22 protein-coding genes and 1 pseudogene are annotated in these 20,914 nt (G+C 71.9%); 15 read left to right on the plus strand and 8 right to left on the minus strand.

The annotated features are described in order from the left end of the window. Positions 1 to 73 precede the first annotated feature (73 nt). Entirely contained in the window at positions 74 to 1,441 is a 1,368-nt protein-coding gene (locus ACQEV8_RS23095) for a hypothetical protein (RefSeq protein ID WP_432963155.1), read from the minus strand. Between the two features lie 113 nt (positions 1,442 to 1,554). On the opposite strand from ACQEV8_RS23095, the gene ACQEV8_RS23100 reads away from it, so the two are divergent. Beyond that, on the plus strand, positions 1,555 to 2,778 hold the full coding sequence (locus ACQEV8_RS23100; RefSeq protein WP_432963158.1) for a molybdopterin-dependent oxidoreductase: 1,224 nt from the start codon (positions 1,555 to 1,557) through the stop codon (positions 2,776 to 2,778). Between the two features lie 316 nt (positions 2,779 to 3,094). Here ACQEV8_RS23100 and ACQEV8_RS23105 read toward each other — a convergent pair whose 3' ends face one another. Genes ACQEV8_RS23105 through ACQEV8_RS23115 form a run of 3 tightly spaced genes read right to left on the minus strand, consistent with a single transcriptional unit; the run spans position 3,095 to position 5,162 of the window. Next, entirely contained in the window at positions 3,095 to 3,847 is a 753-nt protein-coding gene (locus ACQEV8_RS23105; protein WP_432963161.1) for a class I SAM-dependent methyltransferase, read from the minus strand. Beyond that, on the minus strand, positions 3,844 to 4,461 hold the full coding sequence (locus ACQEV8_RS23110; protein WP_432963164.1) for a TIGR04282 family arsenosugar biosynthesis glycosyltransferase: 618 nt from the start codon (positions 4,459 to 4,461) through the stop codon (positions 3,844 to 3,846). Before ACQEV8_RS23110 ends, ACQEV8_RS23105 begins: the two co-directional genes overlap by 4 nt. Further along, a complete protein-coding gene (locus ACQEV8_RS23115; protein WP_432963167.1) occupies positions 4,458 to 5,162 on the minus strand; it encodes a glycosyltransferase family 2 protein in 705 nt (234 codons plus the stop codon). Before ACQEV8_RS23115 ends, ACQEV8_RS23110 begins: the two co-directional genes overlap by 4 nt. Positions 5,163 to 5,284: 122 nt before the next feature. Between ACQEV8_RS23115 and ACQEV8_RS23120 the strand changes: the two genes are divergently transcribed. Further along, entirely contained in the window at positions 5,285 to 6,004 is a 720-nt protein-coding gene (locus ACQEV8_RS23120; RefSeq protein ID WP_432963170.1) for a response regulator transcription factor, read from the plus strand. A 2-nt stretch (positions 6,005 to 6,006) separates the two neighbouring features. Continuing rightward, positions 6,007 to 7,119 (plus strand): sensor histidine kinase, encoded by a 1,113-nt coding sequence (locus ACQEV8_RS23125; protein WP_432963173.1) that lies wholly within the window; start codon positions 6,007 to 6,009, stop codon positions 7,117 to 7,119. Positions 7,120 to 7,168: 49 nt separating this feature from the next. Here the strand turns inward: ACQEV8_RS23125 and ACQEV8_RS23130 are convergent, their stop codons facing one another. Next, positions 7,169 to 8,170, minus strand: coding sequence for an NAD-dependent epimerase/dehydratase family protein (locus ACQEV8_RS23130; protein ID WP_432963176.1), 1,002 nt, complete (start codon positions 8,168 to 8,170; stop codon positions 7,169 to 7,171). Between the two features lie 124 nt (positions 8,171 to 8,294). On the opposite strand from ACQEV8_RS23130, the gene ACQEV8_RS23135 reads away from it, so the two are divergent. The 3 genes from ACQEV8_RS23135 (at position 8,295) to ACQEV8_RS23145 (ending at position 10,831) form a co-directional block, all read left to right on the plus strand. Then, on the plus strand, positions 8,295 to 9,050 hold the full coding sequence (locus tag ACQEV8_RS23135; RefSeq protein WP_432963179.1) for a flavodoxin family protein: 756 nt from the start codon (positions 8,295 to 8,297) through the stop codon (positions 9,048 to 9,050). A 189-nt stretch (positions 9,051 to 9,239) separates the two neighbouring features. Continuing rightward, positions 9,240 to 9,677, plus strand: a complete 438-nt coding sequence (locus ACQEV8_RS23140; protein ID WP_432963182.1) for an NfeD family protein — start codon at positions 9,240 to 9,242, stop codon at positions 9,675 to 9,677. A gap of 29 nt (positions 9,678 to 9,706) precedes the next feature. Next, a complete protein-coding gene (locus ACQEV8_RS23145) occupies positions 9,707 to 10,831 on the plus strand; it encodes an SPFH domain-containing protein (protein ID WP_432963185.1) in 1,125 nt (374 codons plus the stop codon). Positions 10,832 to 10,949: 118 nt separating this feature from the next. On the opposite strand, the gene ACQEV8_RS23150 is transcribed toward ACQEV8_RS23145, so the two are convergent. The 3 genes from ACQEV8_RS23150 to ACQEV8_RS23160 form a co-directional block, all read right to left on the minus strand. After that, complete coding sequence (locus tag ACQEV8_RS23150) at positions 10,950 to 11,795, minus strand: SDR family NAD(P)-dependent oxidoreductase (protein ID WP_432963188.1); 846 nt, start codon at positions 11,793 to 11,795, stop codon at positions 10,950 to 10,952. Positions 11,796 to 11,871: 76 nt separating this feature from the next. Further along, positions 11,872 to 12,858, minus strand: coding sequence for a pyridoxal phosphate-dependent decarboxylase family protein (locus ACQEV8_RS23155; RefSeq protein WP_432963191.1), 987 nt, complete (start codon positions 12,856 to 12,858; stop codon positions 11,872 to 11,874). Positions 12,859 to 12,872: 14 nt separating this feature from the next. After that, the gene (locus ACQEV8_RS23160) at positions 12,873 to 13,310 is read right to left on the minus strand and encodes a hypothetical protein (protein ID WP_432963194.1); all 438 of its coding nucleotides are present in this window, start codon (positions 13,308 to 13,310) and stop codon (positions 12,873 to 12,875) included. Positions 13,311 to 13,481: 171 nt separating this feature from the next. Between ACQEV8_RS23160 and ACQEV8_RS23165 the strand changes: the two genes are divergently transcribed. The 9 genes and pseudogenes from ACQEV8_RS23165 (at position 13,482) to ACQEV8_RS23205 (ending at position 20,675) form a co-directional block, all read left to right on the plus strand. Further along, positions 13,482 to 13,970 carry an Lrp/AsnC family transcriptional regulator gene (locus ACQEV8_RS23165; RefSeq protein WP_432963197.1) on the plus strand — a complete coding sequence of 163 codons (489 nt, stop codon included), beginning with the start codon at positions 13,482 to 13,484 and terminating at the stop codon, positions 13,968 to 13,970. A 342-nt stretch (positions 13,971 to 14,312) separates the two neighbouring features. Continuing rightward, positions 14,313 to 15,191: a helix-turn-helix transcriptional regulator gene (locus ACQEV8_RS23170; protein ID WP_432963200.1), complete on the plus strand. Its 879-nt coding sequence runs from the start codon at positions 14,313 to 14,315 to the stop codon at positions 15,189 to 15,191. Positions 15,192 to 15,545: 354 nt separating this feature from the next. Then, positions 15,546 to 16,727 carry an MFS transporter gene (locus tag ACQEV8_RS23175; RefSeq protein WP_432963203.1) on the plus strand — a complete coding sequence of 394 codons (1,182 nt, stop codon included), beginning with the start codon at positions 15,546 to 15,548 and terminating at the stop codon, positions 16,725 to 16,727. Positions 16,728 to 16,828: 101 nt separating this feature from the next. Then, positions 16,829 to 17,851 carry an aldo/keto reductase gene (locus tag ACQEV8_RS23180; protein WP_432963206.1) on the plus strand — a complete coding sequence of 341 codons (1,023 nt, stop codon included), beginning with the start codon at positions 16,829 to 16,831 and terminating at the stop codon, positions 17,849 to 17,851. A 28-nt stretch (positions 17,852 to 17,879) separates the two neighbouring features. Then, positions 17,880 to 18,878 carry an aldo/keto reductase family protein gene (locus ACQEV8_RS23185; RefSeq protein WP_432963209.1) on the plus strand — a complete coding sequence of 333 codons (999 nt, stop codon included), beginning with the start codon at positions 17,880 to 17,882 and terminating at the stop codon, positions 18,876 to 18,878. Positions 18,879 to 18,934: 56 nt separating this feature from the next. Beyond that, positions 18,935 to 19,066 (plus strand): annotated as a pseudogene (locus tag ACQEV8_RS23190) (aldo/keto reductase); the annotation flags it as partial. Positions 19,067 to 19,110: 44 nt separating this feature from the next. Continuing rightward, the gene (locus ACQEV8_RS23195; RefSeq protein WP_432963212.1) at positions 19,111 to 19,377 is read left to right on the plus strand and encodes a CopG family transcriptional regulator; all 267 of its coding nucleotides are present in this window, start codon (positions 19,111 to 19,113) and stop codon (positions 19,375 to 19,377) included. Beyond that, positions 19,374 to 19,817: a PIN domain-containing protein gene (locus tag ACQEV8_RS23200; protein WP_432963215.1), complete on the plus strand. Its 444-nt coding sequence runs from the start codon at positions 19,374 to 19,376 to the stop codon at positions 19,815 to 19,817. The genes ACQEV8_RS23195 and ACQEV8_RS23200 overlap by 4 nt, the downstream gene beginning before the upstream one ends. 21 nt (positions 19,818 to 19,838) lie before the next feature. Next, the gene (locus ACQEV8_RS23205) at positions 19,839 to 20,675 is read left to right on the plus strand and encodes an ABC transporter permease (RefSeq protein WP_432963218.1); all 837 of its coding nucleotides are present in this window, start codon (positions 19,839 to 19,841) and stop codon (positions 20,673 to 20,675) included. Positions 20,676 to 20,914 lie beyond the last annotated feature (239 nt).

Here is a 20,914-nt window from a genome sequence, read left to right on the forward strand (position 1 = left end):
GCCGGTCATGCCGAAGATCCGCGCCCCGGGCCGACGGCCGTGTTGCACGCGGTGCGGGAAGGGCCGTCCCCGGTCACCACCCGGTGAGCAGCAGATGGTTGAGGAGGAGCGCGAGCACCGCCTGGGTCGCGAGCCAGGCGCGGGGACGGGTGAGGAACGCGCAGGCCGGCAGCAGCCATACCGCGAAGGGGAGCCAGATGCGTTCCGTCTCGGCCTTGCTCATGCCGGACAGATCGGCGACCAGGAGGGCGAGGAGGGCCGCGGACACGAGAAGGGCGAGGCGGACGTGCCCGGGAGGTTCGGTGCGCCGCCGGAGCAGTACGGCACCCGTCCGCCGCAGCCCCGGTGCCGTCGCCAGGCCCGTGATCAGGACCGCGCAGGCGAGGTTCGCCCACACCCAGTAGCCGTAGGGGCGGATACCGCCCACACCCTGGTGGTAGCGCGTGACGAGGAGCCGGTACGCCTCCCACCAGTCGAACCCGGCGAGGGTGAAGGCCGCCGGGACCACGGCCAGGCCGGCGAGCAGCGCCACGAGCAGCACCGGCCGTTCCCGGACCCGCCGCCGGCCGAGCAGCAGTACCGCCGCGCCGATGAGCGCGACGAGGGTGAGGCCGTAGGAGAGGTAGCAGGTGAGCCCGAAGAGGAGTCCGGCCGCCGCCGCCCTTCCCCACTCTCGGCTCCGCTCGAGCGGGGGGACCCCCGTCGCCGGCCTTCCGCTGACCGCGAGGGCCAGCAGCGCCACGGCCCATGACGCGACCGCCGCGAAGTACGCGTCGGCCGAGGTGCCCATCCACACCGCGGCCGGGGCCAGGACCAGGAAGGGCGCCGCTCGTCGCGCGAGGCTCTCACCCGCCAGTGCCCGTACCGCGACCAGCACGGCCACGCATGCCGTGGCACCGACGGCGACGCACCACACCCCGGCCCAGCCGCCGCCCCGCAGCCCGATCCGGTCGAGGAGGACGAAGGTGAGCGTGGCCGCGGGCGGGTGGCCGGCGACATGGGCGGGCCAGTTGTCGGGAGACTCCAGAAGGATGTGGTGGGTGAAGTCCCGCAGGCCGGCCGGGATGTCGTCGAAGCGGTCGATGACCTGGAGGTACTCGTGGCGGGTGGCGAGCCGGCCCGCGATGCCCCGCTGCCAGCCGTCGACCAGGGCGAGGGAGGCGATCCAGGCCGTTGCCGTCGCCCATGCCGTCGCGAGCAGGGCGCGCCAGGGCAGCCTGAGGGCGAGGGCGGGGCCGTACGCCACCACGGCCGCCGCCACGAGCAGGGCGGCCGGGGTGCCGGGGCCGACATGGGGGTACCAAGTGGCCAGCACCGGAGGCCACTTGACGAACAAGGTGTGGTGGGAGTCCTGGATGTGCCGGCCGGCCAGTACGGCCACCGTCACGAGGAGGGCGGCTGCCAGAGCGGCGTACAGATCGCGGAGGAGGGGGCGGGTCACATCCGCACGCTAGGCCGGGTGATGGGGGAAGTACCTCCGTCCGGGCCGGATGTCAGCGTTTCGTCATCGGTCGCGCGGCCTTTTCGGGGGTGGGCCGGGCCTACGGTCGGGCCATGACACGGTCTCCTTCGTCTCCGGGTTTCTGGCGCAGCCCCCTGCGCGGCCCCTGGTTCACCTCGGTGCTGGGCGTCGTCCTGCTCGGCGGGATCACGGTGCTGTTCGTGACGGGGCTGGTGTCCTACGCCGCCTACAACCCGAACCTGTCACCGGTGAACGACAAGACCCCCGACAAGGGGATCCTCGGCTTCTACCTGTTCTCCTGGCCGACGGACCCGCACTGGCTGTACCGGCTCAACCAGGGCGTCCACGTCACGCTCGGCATCACGCTGATCCCCGTGCTGCTGGCCAAGCTGTGGTCGGTGATCCCGAGGCTGTTCGCGCTGCCGCCGGTCCGCTCGCTCGCGCACGCGCTGGAGCGGATCTCGCTGCTGCTCCTGGTCGGGGGCGCGCTGTTCGAGTTCGTGACGGGTGTCCTCAACATCCAGCTGGACTACGTCTTCCCGGGCTCCTTCTACACCCTGCATTTCTACGGGGCCTGGGTGTTCTTCGCCGCGTTCGTCGCCCACGCCCTGCTGAAGATGCCGACGGCCCTGCGCAATCTGCGGCAGCTGCGGGAGGAGAGGAACGACCTCGTGACGCCGCGTCCCGCCGAGCCGACCGTCTCCCGGCGGGGTGCCCTGTGGTTCGTCGGGGGCGGCTCGCTGCTGCTGTTCGCGACGACGGCCGGGCAGGGCTTCGACGGTCCGCTGCGGCGCACCGCCCTCCTCGCGCCCCACGGCGGCGACGATCCCGGCAGCGGCCCGAACGGGTTCCAGATCAACAAGACCGCCGCGTACGCCGGGATCGACGCGGCCGGGACGGGCGAGGACGTGTGGCGGCTCGTCGTGACAGGACGGACGGGCACCGTCCGCCTCAGCCGAGCCCAGCTCGCCGGACTCGCCCTGCACAGCTCGGCGTTGCCCATCGCCTGTGTGGAGGGCTGGTCGACGTCGGACCAGTGGTGGCGCGGGGTGCGGCTGCGCGACCTCGCGGCGCTCGTCGGGTACGACGACGATCCGCCGGACGTGTTCGTCGAGTCCCTTCAGGCACGCGGCGCCTTCCGCAAGGCCGCGCTGCGCGCCAACCAGGTGGCCGACCCGCGCTCCCTGCTCGCCCTGTACGTCAACGGCGAGGACCTGTCCCCCGACCACGGATACCCGGCGCGGATCATCGTGCCCGCGGCGCCCGGTGTGCTCAACACCAAGTGGGTGGCCCGGATGACGTTCGGAGAGCTGTGATGCGACGGCCGCGGATCCCCCTCGGAAGCCCCTTCCAGCTTCTGCTGCTCGCCTGCTCGTTCGCGCTCGCCGCCTACGCGGGGGTGCGGCTCCTCGCGGACGACTGGTTCGGCGTGGCCCTGTGGTTCGTGGGCGCGGCACTGGTGCACGACCTCGTGCTGCTGCCGTTGTACGCGGCCCTGGACCGGGCGGTCGTACGAGGGCTCGGTGCGGTCCGCCGCCGGGAGTGGACGATGTACGTCCGCGTCCCGGCGGCCCTGTCCGGCCTGCTCCTGCTCGTGTGGTTCCCGCTGATCAGCGGGAGGGTGGACCGGCGCTACCGCCTGGGCACCGGACTCTCGCCGGACGGCTTCCTCGCCCGCTGGCTGCTGATCACCGCCGTACTCTTCGGCGCCTCGGCGCTGCTGCTGGCGCTGGAGCTGCGCAGGGCGGCGAAGCAGCGCCCGCCGGCCGCCCACTGACCGGCGGCACGCCACCCCGCCCGGCGGGCGTGCCGCAGCAGGGCCGGGGTGCCGAGCCGCGCCCAGGGGAACGCACCGCCCGGTCCACAGCTGTGGACGACGTCGACGACCTGCACCTCGGCGCACTCGTCGATGTCCACCGGCGCGGTCTCGGCGATCAGCAGGCCGCCGGGAGAGAGGAGCTCGGCGGCCCGGTCCAGCAGGGCGCGCGGATCGCCGCCGATGCCGATGTTGCCGTCCATGAGCAGGACGGTGCCCCACCGGCCCTCGCCGGGCAGGGTGTCGAAGACGGAGCGCCGCAGTGCCTGGCCCCCGATCCGTACGGCGTGGTGGACTGCGGTCTCGCTGACGTCGATGCCGAGGACGGTCCGGCCACGGGCGGCGAGTTCCGCGACCAGACGGCCGGGCCCGCAGCCGACGTCCAGGACGCTGCCCTCGCACCGGTCCAGTACGTCCCGGTCGACCGGGTCGGCGTGCGCGCACCAGCGTTCGACGTCGAGCGGCAGCAGCCAGCCGTCGGCGCGGCGCAGGAACAGCGGGCCTCGGCCCGCGCGCAGGGCGGTGGCGTAGGGGTCGGCGGCGGCCCAGGCCGCGGGCGCCGTGGTCATGGGCGCTTCGCCGTCCGGTAGCGGGCCAGCCTGGCCGCGAACGTCCCGTGCGGGGCCAGCGCGGCGACGGCGTGGGCGTCGGCGGCCGTGTCGACGTCCCGCAAGCGGGGCAGGTCATGCACCCGCAGCCCGGCCGTGACGAGCCGGCTCCGTTGAACCGCGCCCGTCATGGACGTGGACATGGGGACGCCCCGCAGCAGGGCGGGGTCGGGGTGCGCCAGGCCGAGGGCCCAGAAGCCGCCGTCCTCGGCCGGGCCGAAGTGGGCGTCGCAGTCGGAGAAGTCCACGGTGAGCAGCTCCGGTGTCACCTGCGGGGTGTCCATGCCGATGAGCAGCGCCGGGCCGTCACAGCGCGCGAAGGCGTCCGCCAGCCGCTCGTCCAGCCCGCCCGCGCACTGCCGTACGACGTCGAAGCCGGGCGGCAGCCAGGGGCCGGGAGCACCGTCGAGAACGAGGACGCGCCGGGAGGCGGGCGTGGCCGCCACGGCGTGCAGGGTGTCCGCGAGGGACGCCTCGGCCAGCTCGGCCGCCTCCCCGGGCGTGAACGGCGGCGTGAGCCGGGTCTTGACCCGTCCGGGGCGCGGTTCCTTGGCGATGACGAGGAGCGTGGTCACCGTGCGCACCCTTCGACGGTCGTGGCCTCACCGGGCGCTTCGGCCAGGACGCGGCTCATGTCCCGTACGGCCTGCCAGGTGCCGCGCCACGTGCCCGTCACCTTCGAGGCCCCGGTGCGCGGCAGGTAGGGCACGTCGTGCTCGGCGATCCGCCAGCCGGCGTCGGCCGCGCGCACCACCATCTGGAGCGGATAGCCGCTGCGCCGGTCGGTGAGGCCGAGGGCGAGCAGCGGTTCGCGGCGGGCGGCGCGCAGCGGACCGAGGTCGTGCAGCCGCAGCCCGGTGCGGCGGCGCAGCATCCGTGCGAGCGCGAGGTTGCCGGCCCGGGCGTGCGCCGGCCACGCGCCCCGGCCCTGCGGACGCCGTCGCCCGAGCACCAGGTCGGCCTCGCCGTCCCGCACTTCGCGGACGAAGGGGACGAGGAGCGACGGGTCGAGGGAGGCGTCGCAGTCGCAGAAGCACACCACGTCGGCGGTGGCGGCGGCCAGCCCGGCGTGGCAGGCCGCGCCGAAGCCCCGGCGCGGCTCGCTCACGACCGTCGCTCCGAACGCGCGGGCGACCCGGTCCGAGCCGTCAGTGGAACCGTTGTCGACGACGAGTGCGCGCCAGCCCGGCGGGATCCGTTCGAGGACCCAGGGCAGGGCCTCGGCCTCGTTCAGGCAGGGCAGCACCACGTCGACGTCCGAAGGAATCGTCGTCACGGTCTCACCCTACGAACGCGAAACCGGCATAGCGGACTTCTGCTCCTTACGAAACGCGGACGTCAGCGGCCCGGAGCCTCCGACGCACGGCACCGGCGGGCGCCCGGTGCCAGGCTGGAGGCATGCAGCAGCCCCATCAGCACGAGGAGACCCCCGACGGGCCCCCGCGGATCCTGGTCGTCGACGACGACCCGACCGTCGCCGAGGTCGTCGCCGGGTACCTGGACCGCGCCGGTTACGTCGTCGACCGCGCGGACGACGGCCCGGCGGCCCTCACCCGTGCCGCCGCGAACTGGCCGGACCTGGTCGTCCTCGACCTGATGCTGCCCGGGATGGACGGCCTGGAGGTGTGCCGGCGGATGCGGGGGCAGGGGCCGGTCCCGGTCATCATGCTCACCGCCCGCGGCGACGAGGACGACCGCATCCTCGGCCTGGAGGTCGGTGCCGACGACTACGTCACCAAACCCTTCAGCCCGCGCGAGCTGGTCCTGCGCGTGGAGTCGGTGCTGCGCCGCAGCAGGCCCGCCGCCCCCGGGCACCGGCTGGGGGCGGCCGGCCTGAGCGTCGACCCGGGGGCCCGCCGGGCCACCAAGGACGGCACCGAACTCGCCCTCACCCTCCGCGAGTTCGACCTGCTCTCCTTCTTCCTGCGCCACCCGGGCCGGGCCTTCGGCCGCGAGGACCTGATGCGCGAGGTGTGGGGGTGGGACTTCGGCGACCTGTCGACCGTCACGGTCCACGTGCGCCGCCTGCGGGGCAAGGTCGAGGACGACCCGGCCCGGCCCCGTCTGATCCAGACCGTGTGGGGCGTGGGCTACCGCTTCGAACCGGGTGGTGAGTGAGCATGCGGGACACCCTTCTCATCGCCGTCTACGCCTTCGCCGGTGCCGCCGCCACCGGGCTGGCCGGGGCGGCCGTACTGCGCCTGATCCGGCGCCGCTCGCTCACCGCCTCGCTCGCGGTGGTCTCGGCGGTCGGGATCGTCGCGATGCTCGCGGGCACGCTGGCCGTGGCATGGGCGATGTTCCTGAACTCGCACGACCTGACCGTCGTCACGACCGTCGTCGCCATGGCGGCCGTGGTCTCCATGGCCACCGCTCTCCTCCTGGGCCGCTGGGTCGTGGCCCGCAGCCGCGAACTCGTGGTCGCGGCACGGTCGTTCGGCGACGGCGGGAGCTTCGCCGCCCCCGACGGCCCGACGACCGCCGAACTTCAGTCGCTGAGCCGCGAGTTGGCGGCCACCAGCGCCCGCCTCGCGGAATCCCGGGAGCGGGAACGCGCGCTGGAGACCTCCCGGCGCGAGCTCGTCGCCTGGATCTCGCACGACCTGCGCACCCCGCTGGCCGGCCTGCGTGCCATGTCGGAGGCCCTGGAGGACGGCGTCGCCGCCGACCCCGACCGCTATCTGAAGCAGATGCGCACCGAGGTCGAACGCCTCAACGACATGGTCGGCGACCTCTTCGAACTCTCCCGCATCCATGCCGGCACCCTCCCTCTCACCCCCACCCGGCTCTCCCTCTACGACCTGGTCGGCGACGCGCTGGCGGGAGCCGATCCGCTCGCCCGGGAACACGGGGTGCGGCTGGTGGGCGGCCGGGTCGAGCAGGTGCCGGTGGAGGTGGACGGCAAGGAGATGAGCCGGGTCCTGGGCAATCTGCTGGTCAACGCAATCCGCCGGACCCCGGCCGACGGCACGGTCGCGATCGCCGCCGAACGCACGGCCGAGGGTGTGGTGCTGTCGGTGACGGACGCCTGCGGCGGCATCCCCGAGGAGGACCTGCCGCGCGTCTTCGACACCGGCTGGCGCGGCACGCACGCCCGGACACCCCCGGCCGGCGCGGGCCTGGGTCTCGCCATCGTCCGGGGGATCGTGGAGGCGCACCAGGGCAGGGCCACCGTTCGCAACATCCCCGGCGGCTGCCGTTTCGAGGTGGTGCTGCCCGCCGCCGCTTCCTGATGCGGGCAGCACCACCGGTCTTTCGCGAGCCGGGTCCCGGGGGCGGCTCCTACGAGTCCCGCATCCCGGCCCGGGCGAACTCCGCCATGCCCTCCTCGAAGCCGACCGCCGGCTTCCACCCCAGCCCGTCCCGCAGTCTCGACGAGTCCGCGGTGATGTGCCGTACGTCCCCGAGCCGGTACTCGCCGGTGACGACCGGCTCGGGCCCGCCGTACGCGGCGGCCAGGGCCCGGGCCATCTCGCCGACGGTGTGCGGGTCGCCGCTGCCGGTGTTGTAGGTCGTGAGCGCACCCCGCTCGGACTCCGTCTCCAGAGCCACCGCGACCGCCGCCGCCACGTCCCGCACGTGCACGAAGTCCCGCCGCTGCCGGCCGTCCTCGAACACGCGCGGTGCCTCGCCCCTGGCCAGCGCCGAGCGGAAGAAGGAGGCGACACCGGCGTACGGGGTGTCGCGGGGCATGCCGGGCCCGTACACGTTGTGGTAGCGGAGGGACACCGCCGACCCGCCCGTGCAGCGGCCCCACGCGGCGGCGAGATGCTCCTGGGCGAGCTTGGTCGTGGCGTACACGTTCCGGGGATCGGCCGGGGCGTCCTCGCCGACCAGCCCGGGGGAGAGGTCCGCCCCGCACTCCGGGCACGGCGGCTCGAACCGGCCCGCGTCGAGGTCGGCGGCGGCACGCGGCCCGGGCCGCACGACCCCGTGCCGCGGACACGCGTAGCGCCCCTCCCCGTAGACCACCATCGACCCGGCCAGCACGAGACGCCTGACGCCTGTCTCCGCCATGGCGGCGAGCAGCACGGCGGTGCCCAGGTCGTTGTGCGAGACGTACTCCGCCGCGTCGGCGACCCCGTCCCCGAGCCCGACCATCGCGGCCTGGTGACACACGGCGTCCACACCGGCCAGGGCCCGTCGTACGGCCACCGGATCCCGCACGTCGGCCCCGCGCTCCTCCCGCACGTCGAACACGACCGCCTCGTGCCCACGCTCCCGCAGGGCAGCGACCACATGGGACCCGATGAACCCGGCACCGCCGGTGACCAGTACGCGCATACGGCCACGCTAGGCCCGCGCCGCCGCCGCACCAGGGGAGCGCGCCCGTACGTCATGACTCCGTAAGGCGTGCGGACGTGCGTCGGACCAGGACAAAACGGAATCCACGCGAGACGCTGCCCCCATGACAGCCTCACCGTCCCCCGATGCCGCCACCGAAGCCGGCACCGAGGCCCCGTACCGCTTCGACGACCTGACCGCCCTCTACATCAACTGCACCCTCAAGCCCTCCTCGCAGCTCAGCCACACCCAGGGCCTGATCGACAAGAGCGCGGCGATCATGATGTCGCGCGGGGTCACCACATCCGAGATCCGCGCCGTCGACCACGACATCGCACCCGGCGTCCAACCGGACATGACCGAACACGGCTTCGTCACCGACGAGTGGCCCGCACTGTACGAGCGGGTGATGGCCGCGGACATCCTGGTCATCGCGGGGCCGATCTGGCTCGGCGACAACAGCTCCGTGACGAAGAAGGTGATCGAGCGCCTCTACGCCTGTTCCAGCCTCCTCAACGCACAGGGGCAGTACGCCTACTACGGCCGCGTCGGCGGCTGTCTGATCACCGGCAACGAGGACGGCGTGAAGCACTGCGCGATGAACGTCCTGTACAGCCTCCAGCACCTCGGCTACACGATCCCGCCGCAGGCCGACGCCGGCTGGATCGGCACGGCCGGCCCCGGCCCGTCGTACCTCGACCCGGGATCGGGCGGCCCGGAGAACGACTTCACCAACCGCAACACCAGCTTCATGACCTGGAACCTGATGCACCTCGCCGCCCTGCTGAAGCGCGCCGGAGGCGTCCCCGCTCACGGCAACCAGCGCTCGCAGTGGGACGCCGGCTGCCACCCGGGTGCGGACAACCCCGAGCACCGTTGACGGCGGGCCGGCCCTGGCGGACGTAAGGAGTGCAGCGCTTGAGGGCGACACCGCCGGCCACCTGCTGCTGGGCAGATCGTGGCCTTCACCGGAATTCGGGCGGCGAGGAACCGCGGCTGCCGTGTCTGTTCTGCCCGGCGTGTCCGGGCGGTAGCTTGGTGGAGAGGGCCCGTGAAGGAGGGCGATCCGATGCCGTGGTTCGTATGGCTGCTCGCCGCCGCGGCACTGGGTGCCGCGGAGTTCTTCACCCTGACCCTGGTCTTCGGGTTGCTCGCGGGTGCCGCGTTGGTCGCCGCCGTGGTCGCCGGTGTGGGCATCGGCCTGCTCGGCCAGCTCCTGGCCCTGGTGGCAGCAGCGGCAGCGGGCCTGGTCCTCGTCCGTCCCGTCGTGCTGCGGCAGATGGCACAGCAGCCCCTCATCCGCGACGGCAGCGATGCGCTGATCGGCAAGCGGGCCGAGGTCATGCAGGAGGTCACCGCGACCCGCGGTCTGATCAAACTCTCCGGCGAGGAGTGGTCCGCCCGCGCCTTCGACGAAAGCCTGGTGATCCCGGTGGGAGCGCTGGTGGACGTCATGGAGATCGAAGGCGCCACGGCCGTCGTCTACCCCCGCGAACTCCTTCCGTGAACGGCTGAACACCCAGCAACGGAGGCACTGTGGATCCAGTTGTCATCCCCCTTCTTGTGACGGTCCTCGTCGTCGTCTTCCTCGTGGCCTCCAGCGTGCGGATCGTCCCCCAGGCGCGCCGCTACAACGTCGAGCGGTTCGGCCGGTACCGCCGGACGCTGCAGCCCGGGCTGAACCTGGTCGTGCCGGTGGCGGACCGCATCAACACCAAACTCGACGTGCGCGAGCAGGTCTACTCGTCCGACCCCAGGCCGGTGATCACCGAGGACAACCTCGTGGTGAACATCGACACCGTGCTCTACTACCAGATCACCGACCCGAGGGCGGCGGCCTACGAGGTCGCCGACTACCTGCAGGCGATCGATCAGCTCACCGTGACCACGCTGCGGAACGTCATCGGCAGCATGGACCTGGAGGAGACGCTCACGTCGCGCGAGGAGATCAACTCCCGGCTGCGCGCCGTCCTCGACGACGCCACCGGCAAGTGGGGCATCCGGGTCAACCGGGTCGAGATCAAGGCCATCGATCCACCGCACACCATCAAGGAGGCGATGGAGAAGCAGATGCGGGCCGAGCGTGACAAGCGCGCGGCCATCCTGCACGCCGAGGGGGAGCGGCAAGCCAAGATCCTCACCGCGGAAGGCACCAAGCAGAAGGACATCCTGGAGGCGCAGGGCACGCAACAGGCCATGATCCTTCGGGCGGACGGTGAGGCGAAGGCGGTGGAGCTCGTCTTCCAGGCCGTCCACCGCAACAACGCCGACGCGAAGATCCTGGCCTACAAGTACCTGGAGACGCTCCCGCACCTGGCGAACAGCGACAACAACACCTTCTGGGTGATCCCCGGGGAGCTGACCGAGGCGATCCGGACGGTCACCACCGCGTTCGGCGACCAGTCGACAGCGGGCCCGCCTCGATCCGAGCACCCCGAGCACCTTGGGGAGGCAGCCACGGCCGAACCTGGCGACACGTCGTACGAGAGCCGGACTCCGGAGCTGGGCACGGGCCCGGGGGTTTCGGTTTCGCTCGATGCCGCCGCGGCCGCTGACGAGGCGGGGAGGCAGGCCGCCGCCGCGGTGAACGACGCCAAGGCCGAGGCCGAGGCCGCGAAGTCACCTCAGACACCGCGCCGGGGGCAGACGCCGGGCGGTTGAACGCCGAACCCGGCGGGGTGCGTGGCCGGTCCGTGTGCCCGCCGGGGAAGTGCCGAGTCCTGGCCGCCGACGAGCACGAGCCGGTCCGGCGGCGCCTCGTTTCAGAGCGGCCGGGGACTCATGGGGCGGGGTTCCGGTATCGCGGGGCGAGTGTGCTGGTGGACGAGGAGCGGAGCCCGAATTCCGCCGCGGCGACGCGATCCACCGCCTCGCCGTCGACCAGTCCGGGTACGCACACGACCTCGCCGGTCTCCAAAGCTCGCAGCGAAGCGGTCACCACGTCCTCGACGGGCATGCCTCCGTCGTCGTGCACTCGTGCCACATCACCGGCCACCGGATCCTGGCCCTGAGCGAGATGGAACTCGGTTGCCGTCAGCCCCGGGCACAGCACCTGGACACGAACCGGCGCACCGTCCAGCTCCGCGGCGAGGGTTCGGCTGAAGGTGACCACGTACCCCTTGGTCCCTCCGTAGACCGCTCGCACCGGCAGCGGGCCCGGCGGAAGCGAACCGGCGAAGGCGAGGGTGGAAGCCACATTCACCACGGCGCCGCGGCCGCGTGCCAGCATGCCCGGCACGGCTGCGCGAGCGAGCCGGGTGAGCGCCACCACGTTCACGGCCATCACCTTCTCCAGCAGTGCTGTATCGGTCTCGGCGAAGGGGCCGTAGCCGTTGATGCCCGCGTTGTTCACCAGCAGCCCGACGTCGTCCTCGGCGGTTCGCCGGGCGACCAGGTCCAGGTCGTCGGCATCGCCCAGATCGGCGACGACGCTTTCCGCTCGTACGTCGTGCCGCCCGGTCAGCTCCGCGGCGAGTGCGCGCAGACGCTCCGCGCGACGCGCCACCAGCACCAGGTCGTGACCGTCCGCGGCGAGCCGGCGTGCGTAGGCCGCACCGATACCCGAGGAGGCACCGGTCACGAGGGCTGTTCCCCCGGCGGGAAGGGATTCGGAATGGTTGGTCATGAAGTCCTCCTGGTGTGAGTGATTCGACGGAGGCGTCCCTCAGGTGGACACCACCCGGGTCCAGGGCCGTCCCCGGCTACCCGGCGAGGACGTTCCCGGCTTCGGCAGTGATGATCTTCAGCGCCTCGGCGACACGGTCGTGGTGGGTGCGGTGGGAGACCACGCAGACGCGCAGGGTGTAGCGGCCGTCGACGACCGTGCTGGAGAGCACGATCCGCCGGTGGCCGTTGATCCGCTCCAGCAGCCGGCGACTCGCCTCATCGGCCCGCTCGGCCGCGGCCCGGCTGCCCTCGGCGGGGCGGACGCGGAAGACCACGGTGGACAGGTCCGGGCGCTGCGGGACCTCCAGCTCCGCGACGCCGGACAGCGTGCCGTGGACGTGTTCGGCCAGGTCGAGCTTCTCGTCCAGAGCCTCGCGGAAGGCGTCCACCCCGTGCAGGTGCAGGGGAAGCCAGGCCCGCACACCGCGGATCTCGTGGGTCAGCTCGGGCCCGAGGTGACCGGAGTCCGGGACGCTCCCCGCCGCCCCCATGTCCTGGAGGTAGCTGCCGGTGCCGTCGTGCGCGGCGTGCAGGGCGGCGAGGTCGCGGACGACCAGGGCACCGGTGCCGAACGGCATGAACAGGGTCTTGTGCGGGTCGAGGGTGATCGAGTCGGCCTCCTCCATACCGGCGAGGCGTTCCCCGCCGCGTGCGGTGAGCCGGAAGAAGCCTCCGTAGGCCGCGTCGACGTGGAACCACACGTCCTCGCGGCGGGCCAGGTCGGCCAGCTGGGGCAGCGGGTCGACGGTGCCGGTGTCGGTGGTGCCTGCGGTGGCCACCAGCAGGAACGGCCGCAGCCCGGCGTCCCGGTCGGCGCGGATCATCGCGGCTGCGGCGCCGGGGTCCATCCGCAGGTCAGGGGTATGCGGCACGGTACGTATGTGAGCCGCGCGGATGCCGGCCAGGCGGGCGGCCTTGGCGACGGAGTGGTGGGCGAAGGCGGTGGTGTAGACGGTGCCGCCGGCGAGATCCTCGCCGAGCCGGTCGTGGCGGGCGGCGACCGTCGCGGAGAAGGTGGCCATCGAGCCGCCGCTGGTCAACAGGCCGCCGCTGCCCCCGGGAGGCCGCACACATCGCGGGCCATCCAGCGGATCACACTCTCCTCCAGAGCGGCGAAGGCCGGGGCGACCGAGGCCAGGCCGCCGTAGCGGTTGACGGCGCGGTTGTAGAACTCGGCGAGCGCGGCCGAGTACAGACCGCTGCCCGGGATGTATGCGAGGTGGCCGGGCCCGGCGGTCTCCAGAGCGCAGTCGGCGGCCTCGTCCAGACGCGCGAGCAGAGCCTTCAGATCACCGCCCCGGGCGGGCGGCGGCGCCAGGAAGGACTCCACGAGCTCGGATTCGGCCCGCGGGGACAGGGGGCTGCTCGCGGGGCGTGCCGCGAGGTTCTCGGTGCGATCGACGACACGGTCCAGGACGAGACGGCCCATTTCGGTCATCGAGGCGCGGTCGGGTTCCAGAGGGAAGAGGTGCATGAGGCAGTCCGATGACGGTGAGAGGGGGGTACAGAGGCGCCGGGGCCGGGGTACCGGCCGGGGCGCGTGACCAGAATGCGCCGAGAAGAGCGGCATACGATGGCGTAGCGAGCGCAGCTGCGGCGCCGCAGCGCAGGATTGTTCGCCAATCCGGCCACTACGCTGCATTTCATGCCACGCCCCCTGTACGACCGCATCGACCGGGCGATCCTGGACCACCTCCAGCGCCACGGACGCACCCCCAACGTCGACCTCGCCGAGGCCGTACGCCTGTCACCCTCGTCCTGCCTGCGCCGCACCAAGGCGCTGGAGGAGGACGGGGTCCTGGCCGGCTACCGGGCCGATCTGGACCGCGAGCGCCTCGGCCTCGGGCTGACGGTGTTCCTCTCCCTCAAGGTCGAGCACTCCCGCACCACCTCCCAGGTGGTCGAAGAAGCGCTGAAGGCGATCGACCACGTGGTCGCCTGCCATGTGGTCTCCGGCGACGCCGACTTCTTCGTCGAGCTCGCCGTGCCGGACCTGCGCACCTTCGAAAAGGTGCTCACCGACCAGATCCTCACCATCGGCCCCGTTCGCGACGCCCGCAGCACCTTCTGCATCCGCACCGTCATCGACCGCGGCCCGCTCCCCCTCAACTCCTGGCCTGCCCCGCGTACATGACCGGACGACACACCACTGGAGCACCTGGCCGGTGACGGCGGCGATGTGCTCGAAGTCCCGGTCGCGGTGCGGCCCGCTGCCGGCGCCGCTTCAAGCCTGCGGATCGTGACGCGCCTTCCATGAACCAGCTGCACAGTCACCACCAATATTCGATGAGTGCAAGGTGCGGATGCGTGAGCAGGACCGTGTCTGACTCGCTGCTGTGGCGTCACCCCTCGGCCTGGATGCGCGGGGTGGGGCGATCGGTGGGAGATCCGCTCCGCCCGGTCCTGGGGGTCTGTTGCTGTGAGGGGTACTGACAGGGACCGCCACTGATCGCCTCACCTTCCTACGCTGGGATCCATGGACAATCGGGCCGAAGTGAGCGCATTCCTCAAGTCCCGCCGCGCCAAGATCACGCCGGAGCGGGCGGGACTGCCGGTGTACGGGCAGCGGCGGGTGCCCGGGCTGCGCCGCGGTGAGGTGGCGATGCTGGCCGGGGTGAGCGTCGAGTACTACACGCGTCTGGAGCGCGGCAGTCTCGGCGGGGTCTCCGACAGCGTTCTGGACGCCCTTGCCCAGGCCCTGCGCCTGGACGACACCGAGCGGGACCACCTCTACGCCCTGTCCCGGGCGGCCGGCACCAGCCCGGCGCGGGTTCGGCGCCGCCCGAAGAAGACGACCGTGCGGCCGAGTGTGCTGCGCATCATCGAGGGCCTGCAGGACCAGCCGGCGTACGTGCGCAACAACCGCATGGACATCCTGGCGGCCAATCCGCTCGCCCGCGCCCTGCACAGCGAGGTGTTCGAGCTGGAGCCGGTCAACACCTGCCGGTTCGTCTTCCTCGACCCGCGGGCCACGCGCCTGTATCCCGACTGGGAGCGTGTGGCCCGCGAAGGCGTGGGCGTGCTGCGCGTGGAGGTCGCCAAGAACCCCTACGACCGTGAGCTGCACCACCTGATCGGTGAGCTGTCCACCCGTAGTGACGCCTTTCGCACCATGTGGGGCACACACGACGTGCACGTCTTCACCGAGGGGACCAAGCGGTTCCACCATCCGGCGGTGGGCGAGATGAAGCTGGTCCACGAGACGCTGTCTCTGCCCGGCGACGAGGGGCTGTCCCTCATCGTCTACAGCGCCGATCCCGACACCCCGGCCGCGGACGCCCTGAAGCTGCTCGCCGGCTGGGCGGCGAGCCAAGATCAGGGCGCGGCCGCCTCACAGGCCGACCCCGAACGCTGACGCCGAGCCCGGCGGGCGCCGGTACCGGACACATCCGCTCAGGCCCGTCCGGCCTCGGTGCCCCTTCTCGCGCAGGGCTCACACACGTCTTCGCCATCAGGGGGTCCCTGCCGTTACCCCTCACAAGCGTGCCTGTCTGCGGGGCGCGGCTGCTGGTTTCGTGGAGTGCGGCGGGCCCTGAAGGGCTTTCGCTCGCACACCCCCTCGGCGCACAGGCGTAGCCGCTTGCCGGAACGCCTTCGATGACCGGGCCCGCGCCGTCCCCCTTTGAAAGGTCTGTCAGTGAGTTCCCCTTCATCCACAGAGCCGGATACCTCGGCCGCCGCACCCCTCGCATGCGACGGCGGTGCGGAGGTGCCTGCCGGGAAGGCCAAGCTGCCGCCGGTGGTGTGGCTGCTGGGTGCCGTCGCCTTCATCATGGGCACCAGCGAGCTGATCGTCGCCGGGCTGCTGCCGGAGATCTCCGGCGCCCTCGATGTGAGCGTGTCCAGTGCCGGCCTGCTGATCACCGTCTTCGCGGTCGGCATGATGGTCGGCGCGCCCGCGATGTCCATGGCGACCCTGCGGCTGCCGCGCCGCTCCGCGATGATCGCCGCGCTGCTCGTCTTCGCGGCCGGTCACGTGGTCGGCGCACTCAGCTCCAGTCTGCCGCTCGCGCTGGTGGGCCGGTTCGCCGCGGCGCTGGGCAACGGCACGTTCTGGGCCGTGGGCGCGGTGGTCGCCACCGCCGCCGCCGGACCTGCGGCCAGTACCCGCGCCATGGGTGTGATGGTCGGGGGCGTGACGCTCGCCAACATCGTCGGCGTCCCGCTCGGCACGGCGGCCGGCCAACTGGGCGGCTGGCAGGGCCCCTTCTGGGTTCTCGCTGTGCTCGCCCTGGCCGCCGCCGCGGTGATCGCCCGTCGGCTGCCCGCCGACAGCGGCGGTGGCGACAGCTCCGTGCGCGGCGAACTGAGTTCGCTCAGGCACCCGCGCCTGTGGCTGGTCTACCTGGCCATCGCGTTCGTCCAGGGCGGCATGATGGCCGCCTACAGCTACGTCGCCCCGCTGCTGACCGAGCGGGCCCACCTCGCGGCGGCGGTGGTGCCGCTGGCGATGCTCGGCTACGGCGTCGGCGCTCTGGCCGGCACCTCCCTCGGCGGACGCCTCGGCGACCGCCGGCCCTACGGCACGCTGATCCCGGCCGCCGCGGTCACCGCCGCGCTCCTGGCCGCCATCACCCTGTGGGCGACCAACAGCGTCGCGGCGGTGGCCCTGGTGGTGCTGCTCGGCGCCGCCGGCATCGCGACCAACCCGATCCTGGTCGGCGAAGTCGTCCGCATCGCCGGTTCCGGCCGCGCCCTGCCCATGGCCCTGGCCACTTCGGCGTTCCAGGTCGGCATCGCCGTCGGCTCCTGGCTCGGCGGCCTCGCCCTCACCTCCGCCCTGGGCCTCAAGGGCCCGTCCCTGGCCGGCTGCGCCCTCGCCCTCGCGGCCCTGCTTCCCCTCGGCCTGTTGGCCGCCCCCCGTCACAAGACGGAGTCAGCGCAGCACTGACACCGGGCGGGGAGACCGGGCGCTCCCCGCCCGACACCCCTGCCCGACATCCCCGTCCGACACCCCTGGACACCTCTCCGTACACGACCCTTGGAGACCTCGTGGAACACCGTCTGCTCGGCCGCACCGGCCTGTCCGTCAGCGAGATGTGCCTCGGCGCGATGATGTTCGGCCCCTGGGGCAACCCCGACCACGACGAAGCCACCCGGATCATCCACCGCGCGCTGGACGCCGGCGTCAACTTCATCGACACCGCCGATGTCTACTCGGGCGGCGAGTCCGAAGAGATAGTCGGCCGCGCGATCAAGGACCGCCGGGACCACGTGGTGCTGGCCACCAAGTTCCACAACCCGATGGGCGAGGACCTCAACCAGCGCGGCAACTCCCGGCGCTGGATCATGCGCGCCGTGGAGGACTCGCTGCGCCGGCTGGGAACCGACTACATCGACCTCTACCAGGTGCACCGTCCCTCGCCCGACACCGGCATCGAGGAAACCCTCAGCGCCCTGACGGACCTGGTGCGCCAGGGCAAGGTCCGCTACCTGGGCTCGTCCACCTTCCCCGGCAGCCAGATCGTCGAAGCCCAGTGGGCCGCTCACGACCGGCGCCTGGAGCGGTTCGTCTGCGAGCAGGCGCCGTACTCCATGCTCGTGCGTGGCATCGAGGCCGACGTGCTGCCCACCGCGGCCCGCCACGGCATGGGTGTGATCACCTACAGCCCCCTCGCCGGCGGCTGGCTCTCGGGACGCTGGCGCCAGGACACCGAGCTGCCCACCCCCTCCCCGGCCCGGCAGCGCCTCGCCGACCGCTTCGACATGTCCCTGCCGGTCAACCAGCGCAAGCTCGAGGCGGCCGAAGCCCTCGCCCACCTGGCCGAGGACAACGGAATGACGCTGATAGAGATGGCCATCGCGTTCGCGCTCAACCATCCCTCGGTCGCCTCGGTCCTCATCGGCCCGCGCACCCTGGACCACCTCCAGACACAACTGCCCGCAGCCGACGTCATCCTGGACCCGGCGGTCCTGGACCGCATCGACGAGATCGTCACCCCCGGCACGGTCATCAACCCGGCCGACACCAGCTTCGTCAACCCCGCTCTCGCCCCGGCGGCCAGGCGGCGCTGAGCACACACCCGTTCCCAGAGGAGCAACCATGCGGTACCGCACACTCGGCAGTTCGGACCTTCAGGTCTCGGAGATCTCCCTCGGATCCTGGCTCACCTACTCCGGCGGCATCGAGGCCGACCAGACCCGTGCCTGCACCGAGGCGGCGTTCGACGCGGGCATCAACTTCTTCGACACCGCCAACGTCTACGGCCAGGGCGCCGCCGAGACGGCCTGGGGCGAGATCCTCTCCTCCCGCCCCCGCGACTCCTACATCCTGGCCACCAAGGTCTACTTCCCCATGTCGGACGACCCGGCCGACCAGGGCCTGTCCCCGGCGCAGATCGCCCGGCAGATAGACGCCTCCCTCACCCGCCTCAAGACCGACTACGTCGACCTGTACCAGGCGCACCGCTTCGACCCCACCGTCCCGATCGAGGACACCATCGAGGCGCTGCAGAAGGTCGTCGAGCAGGGCAAGGCCCGCCACCTCGGCTTCAGCGAGTGGACCCCCGAACAGATCCAGGCCGCGATCGACATCGCCGGCCCCGACCTGTTCGCCTCCTCCCAGCCGCAGTACTCCATGCTGTGGCAGGCCCCCGAGGCCGAGGTGTTCGGCCAGTGCACCGCGAACGGCATCTCCCAGATCGTCTGGTCACCGCTCGCCCAGGGCGTCCTCACCGGCAAATACACGCCCGGACAACCCGTCCCGGCAGGGAGCCGGTTCGCCAGCGCGGAGATGGCGGTGTCGCAGGACCTCGTCTACAGCGACGCCACGTTGGAGGCCGTGCAGCGCGTGGTTCCCATCGCCGAGGAGGCGGGGATGAGCATGGCCACCCTGGCGCTGGCCTGGGTGCTGCGCCGGGGCGAGGTCGCATCCGCGATCACCGGCGCCTCCCGCCCCGAGCAGGTCCACGCCAACACCGCCGCCTCCGGGGTGGAGTTGTCCGACGATCTGCTGGCCGCCGTCGACCAGGCCCTCGGCGATGTCCCCGTCACCGAGCCCACCCTCGCCCCCGCCGCCCAGGCCGGTGTCAGGCACCGCTGAGCAGTGGCTGTCGCACGGCCGACGACCGACCCCACCAGCCGGAAAGAGCTCGGTCCATGACCGGCCGGATCCCCCACGTGTCCCTCCACAACGGCGTACAGATGCCGATCCTCGGATTCGGCGTCTTCCAGATTCCCGACGACCAGACCCAGCAGGCGGTGGAGGCCGCACTCGAAGCCGGTTACCGGGGCGCACTAATACATCAATCTGGTACATGGACTACCCTTGGTACATGTCCATGAAGCGCACCAACGTCTACGCCGACCCCGAGGACCTGGCCATCATCAAGGAGGCCGCCAAGCGCCGAGGTATAAGCGAGGCCGAGATCATCCGCCAGGGCATCCACCTTGCGGCCATGGCGAACCGGGTCTGGGACGAGCCGCTGTTCTCACGCACCTTCGAGGGGCCTGGGCACACACTGTCCAAGTCGGAGGTCCGCGACACGGTCACCGAGGCCGTCCGGCGTGAGACCGGCTCGGGTTCCGGTTCCGCCGCGTGATCATCGTCATCGCCGATACGTCCGGCCTTCTGGCAGCCCTGGACTCGGCTCATCCGGAACACCGGGCGGCGAACGAGGCGATCATGGCGGCCGGCCTGCTGGTCATGTCCCCGCTCTTGCTGGCCGAACTGGATCACGTGGCGACGCATGAGCTCGGCAGGGATGCTGCCCTCAGCGCGGTCGACGACCTGCGGCGCTGGATGACCCGGGGGCGTGTCGTCATGCCGGAGATCACGGAGGACCACCTGGGCGCCGCCCAGTCCGTCCGCGTCCGCTACAGCGCGCTGGACCTCGACCTCGCCGACGCGGTGAACGTGGCGCTTGCCGCCGACTACGACACGGACGCGATCCTGACCCTCGACCGACGAGACTTCCGGGCCGTACGCCCGTTGGGCCGCCACAAGGCGTTCCGGGTGCTCCCCGACGACCTCCCCCTCTGACGCGGGCTCCTCCGCGGTCAAGTGCCCGTTTCCCGCAAGGCGAGCCTCGCCGGGTACACACAGACCGTATTCGCCGACTTCTACCGCGGGGACACCCAGGACCGCGCCTCCGAGATCGTCAAGGGACACTGGCCCACCGAGGCCGGCGAGGCAGCCGCCGGTCCGGCGTTCCTCAACCGGCACGGGTTGTCGGTGGGCGACCGGGTCACCATCCAGCTGAACGGCAGGCAACTGCCCGTCACCATCGTGGGTGAGCTCATGGAAGGCAACGCCCAGGCAGTGGACTCCAACTGGCAGACACTGACCCACCTCGCCCCGACAACACAGGCTGCCGAGTACACGATCCGGCTCGCTCGCGACGCCGACGCTCAGCGATACATCAAAGCGGTCAAGGCGGCCGATCCGTCCCTCCGCCCCGCCCTGAGGCACTCGGACAACACCGCCACCACAGCCGTCGTCGGCTTCGCCTCGGTGTTCACCGTGCTGCTGTCCGTCGTAGCCGCGCTGGGCGTCTTCAACACCGTCCTGCTCAACATCCGGGAGCGGCGCCGCGACCTGGGCATGCTCAAGTCAATCGGGATGACGCCGCGGCAGGTCATGGTGATGACCGTGTCGTCGGTTGCGGCTCTGGGAGTGGCCGGCGGGTTGCTGGGGATCCCCATGGGGATCGTCGCGCACCGGCTGGTCGTGGACCACGTGGGGGTGATCTCGTTCCCGGAATCCATGAAGCAGGTCTGGCACCTGCCGCAGCTGGCCGCCCTCGTTCTGGCGGGCGCAACGATCGCCGTCCTCGGCGCGCTGATCCCGGCAAGGTCGGCAGCGCGGCTCACTATCGCCAAGGTGCTGCACAACGAGTAGGGCTTCTTCCTTCAGCGAGTACCTCCGCCGGACCGCCCACGTCCTCATGACGCTGATGGGGGAGTACGGTCCGGAGCCGGCTGCCCGGCCTTCGCAGGAAGCGTCCGTACCTGTCGGCACGGCCGGTGCCGACCGTGGCCGTTCCGACCGGGACGATGCCCGGGGAGTTGGCCTCAGCCTCTGTCTCCTCCACCGTGGTCACCACCCGGTGTGCGGCGGGACGGAGAACCATGCGACTG

The sequence above is a fragment of the Streptomyces sp. CA-179760 genome, from assembly GCF_050937045.1.
GTDB lineage: Bacteria > Actinomycetota > Actinomycetes > Streptomycetales > Streptomycetaceae > Streptomyces.

Coding starts and splice junctions, on each gene's coding strand:
- ACQEV8_RS23100 (WP_432963158.1), top strand. CDS start 1,555: ATGACACGGTCTCCTTCGTCTCCGGGTTTCTGGCGCAGCCCCCTGCGC.
- ACQEV8_RS23105 (WP_432963161.1), bottom strand. CDS start 3,847: ATGACCACGGCGCCCGCGGCCTGGGCCGCCGCCGACCCCTACGCCACC.
- ACQEV8_RS23120 (WP_432963170.1), top strand. CDS start 5,285: ATGCAGCAGCCCCATCAGCACGAGGAGACCCCCGACGGGCCCCCGCGG.
- ACQEV8_RS23125 (WP_432963173.1), top strand. CDS start 6,007: ATGCGGGACACCCTTCTCATCGCCGTCTACGCCTTCGCCGGTGCCGCC.
- ACQEV8_RS23130 (WP_432963176.1), bottom strand. CDS start 8,170: ATGCGCGTACTGGTCACCGGCGGTGCCGGGTTCATCGGGTCCCATGTG.
- ACQEV8_RS23135 (WP_432963179.1), top strand. CDS start 8,295: ATGACAGCCTCACCGTCCCCCGATGCCGCCACCGAAGCCGGCACCGAG.
- ACQEV8_RS23140 (WP_432963182.1), top strand. CDS start 9,240: ATGCCGTGGTTCGTATGGCTGCTCGCCGCCGCGGCACTGGGTGCCGCG.
- ACQEV8_RS23150 (WP_432963188.1), bottom strand. CDS start 11,795: ATGACCAACCATTCCGAATCCCTTCCCGCCGGGGGAACAGCCCTCGTG.
- ACQEV8_RS23155 (WP_432963191.1), bottom strand. CDS start 12,858: ATGGCCACCTTCTCCGCGACGGTCGCCGCCCGCCACGACCGGCTCGGC.
- ACQEV8_RS23160 (WP_432963194.1), bottom strand. CDS start 13,310: ATGCACCTCTTCCCTCTGGAACCCGACCGCGCCTCGATGACCGAAATG.
- ACQEV8_RS23165 (WP_432963197.1), top strand. CDS start 13,482: ATGCCACGCCCCCTGTACGACCGCATCGACCGGGCGATCCTGGACCAC.
- ACQEV8_RS23170 (WP_432963200.1), top strand. CDS start 14,313: ATGGACAATCGGGCCGAAGTGAGCGCATTCCTCAAGTCCCGCCGCGCC.
- ACQEV8_RS23185 (WP_432963209.1), top strand. CDS start 17,880: ATGCGGTACCGCACACTCGGCAGTTCGGACCTTCAGGTCTCGGAGATC.
- ACQEV8_RS23195 (WP_432963212.1), top strand. CDS start 19,111: ATGTCCATGAAGCGCACCAACGTCTACGCCGACCCCGAGGACCTGGCC.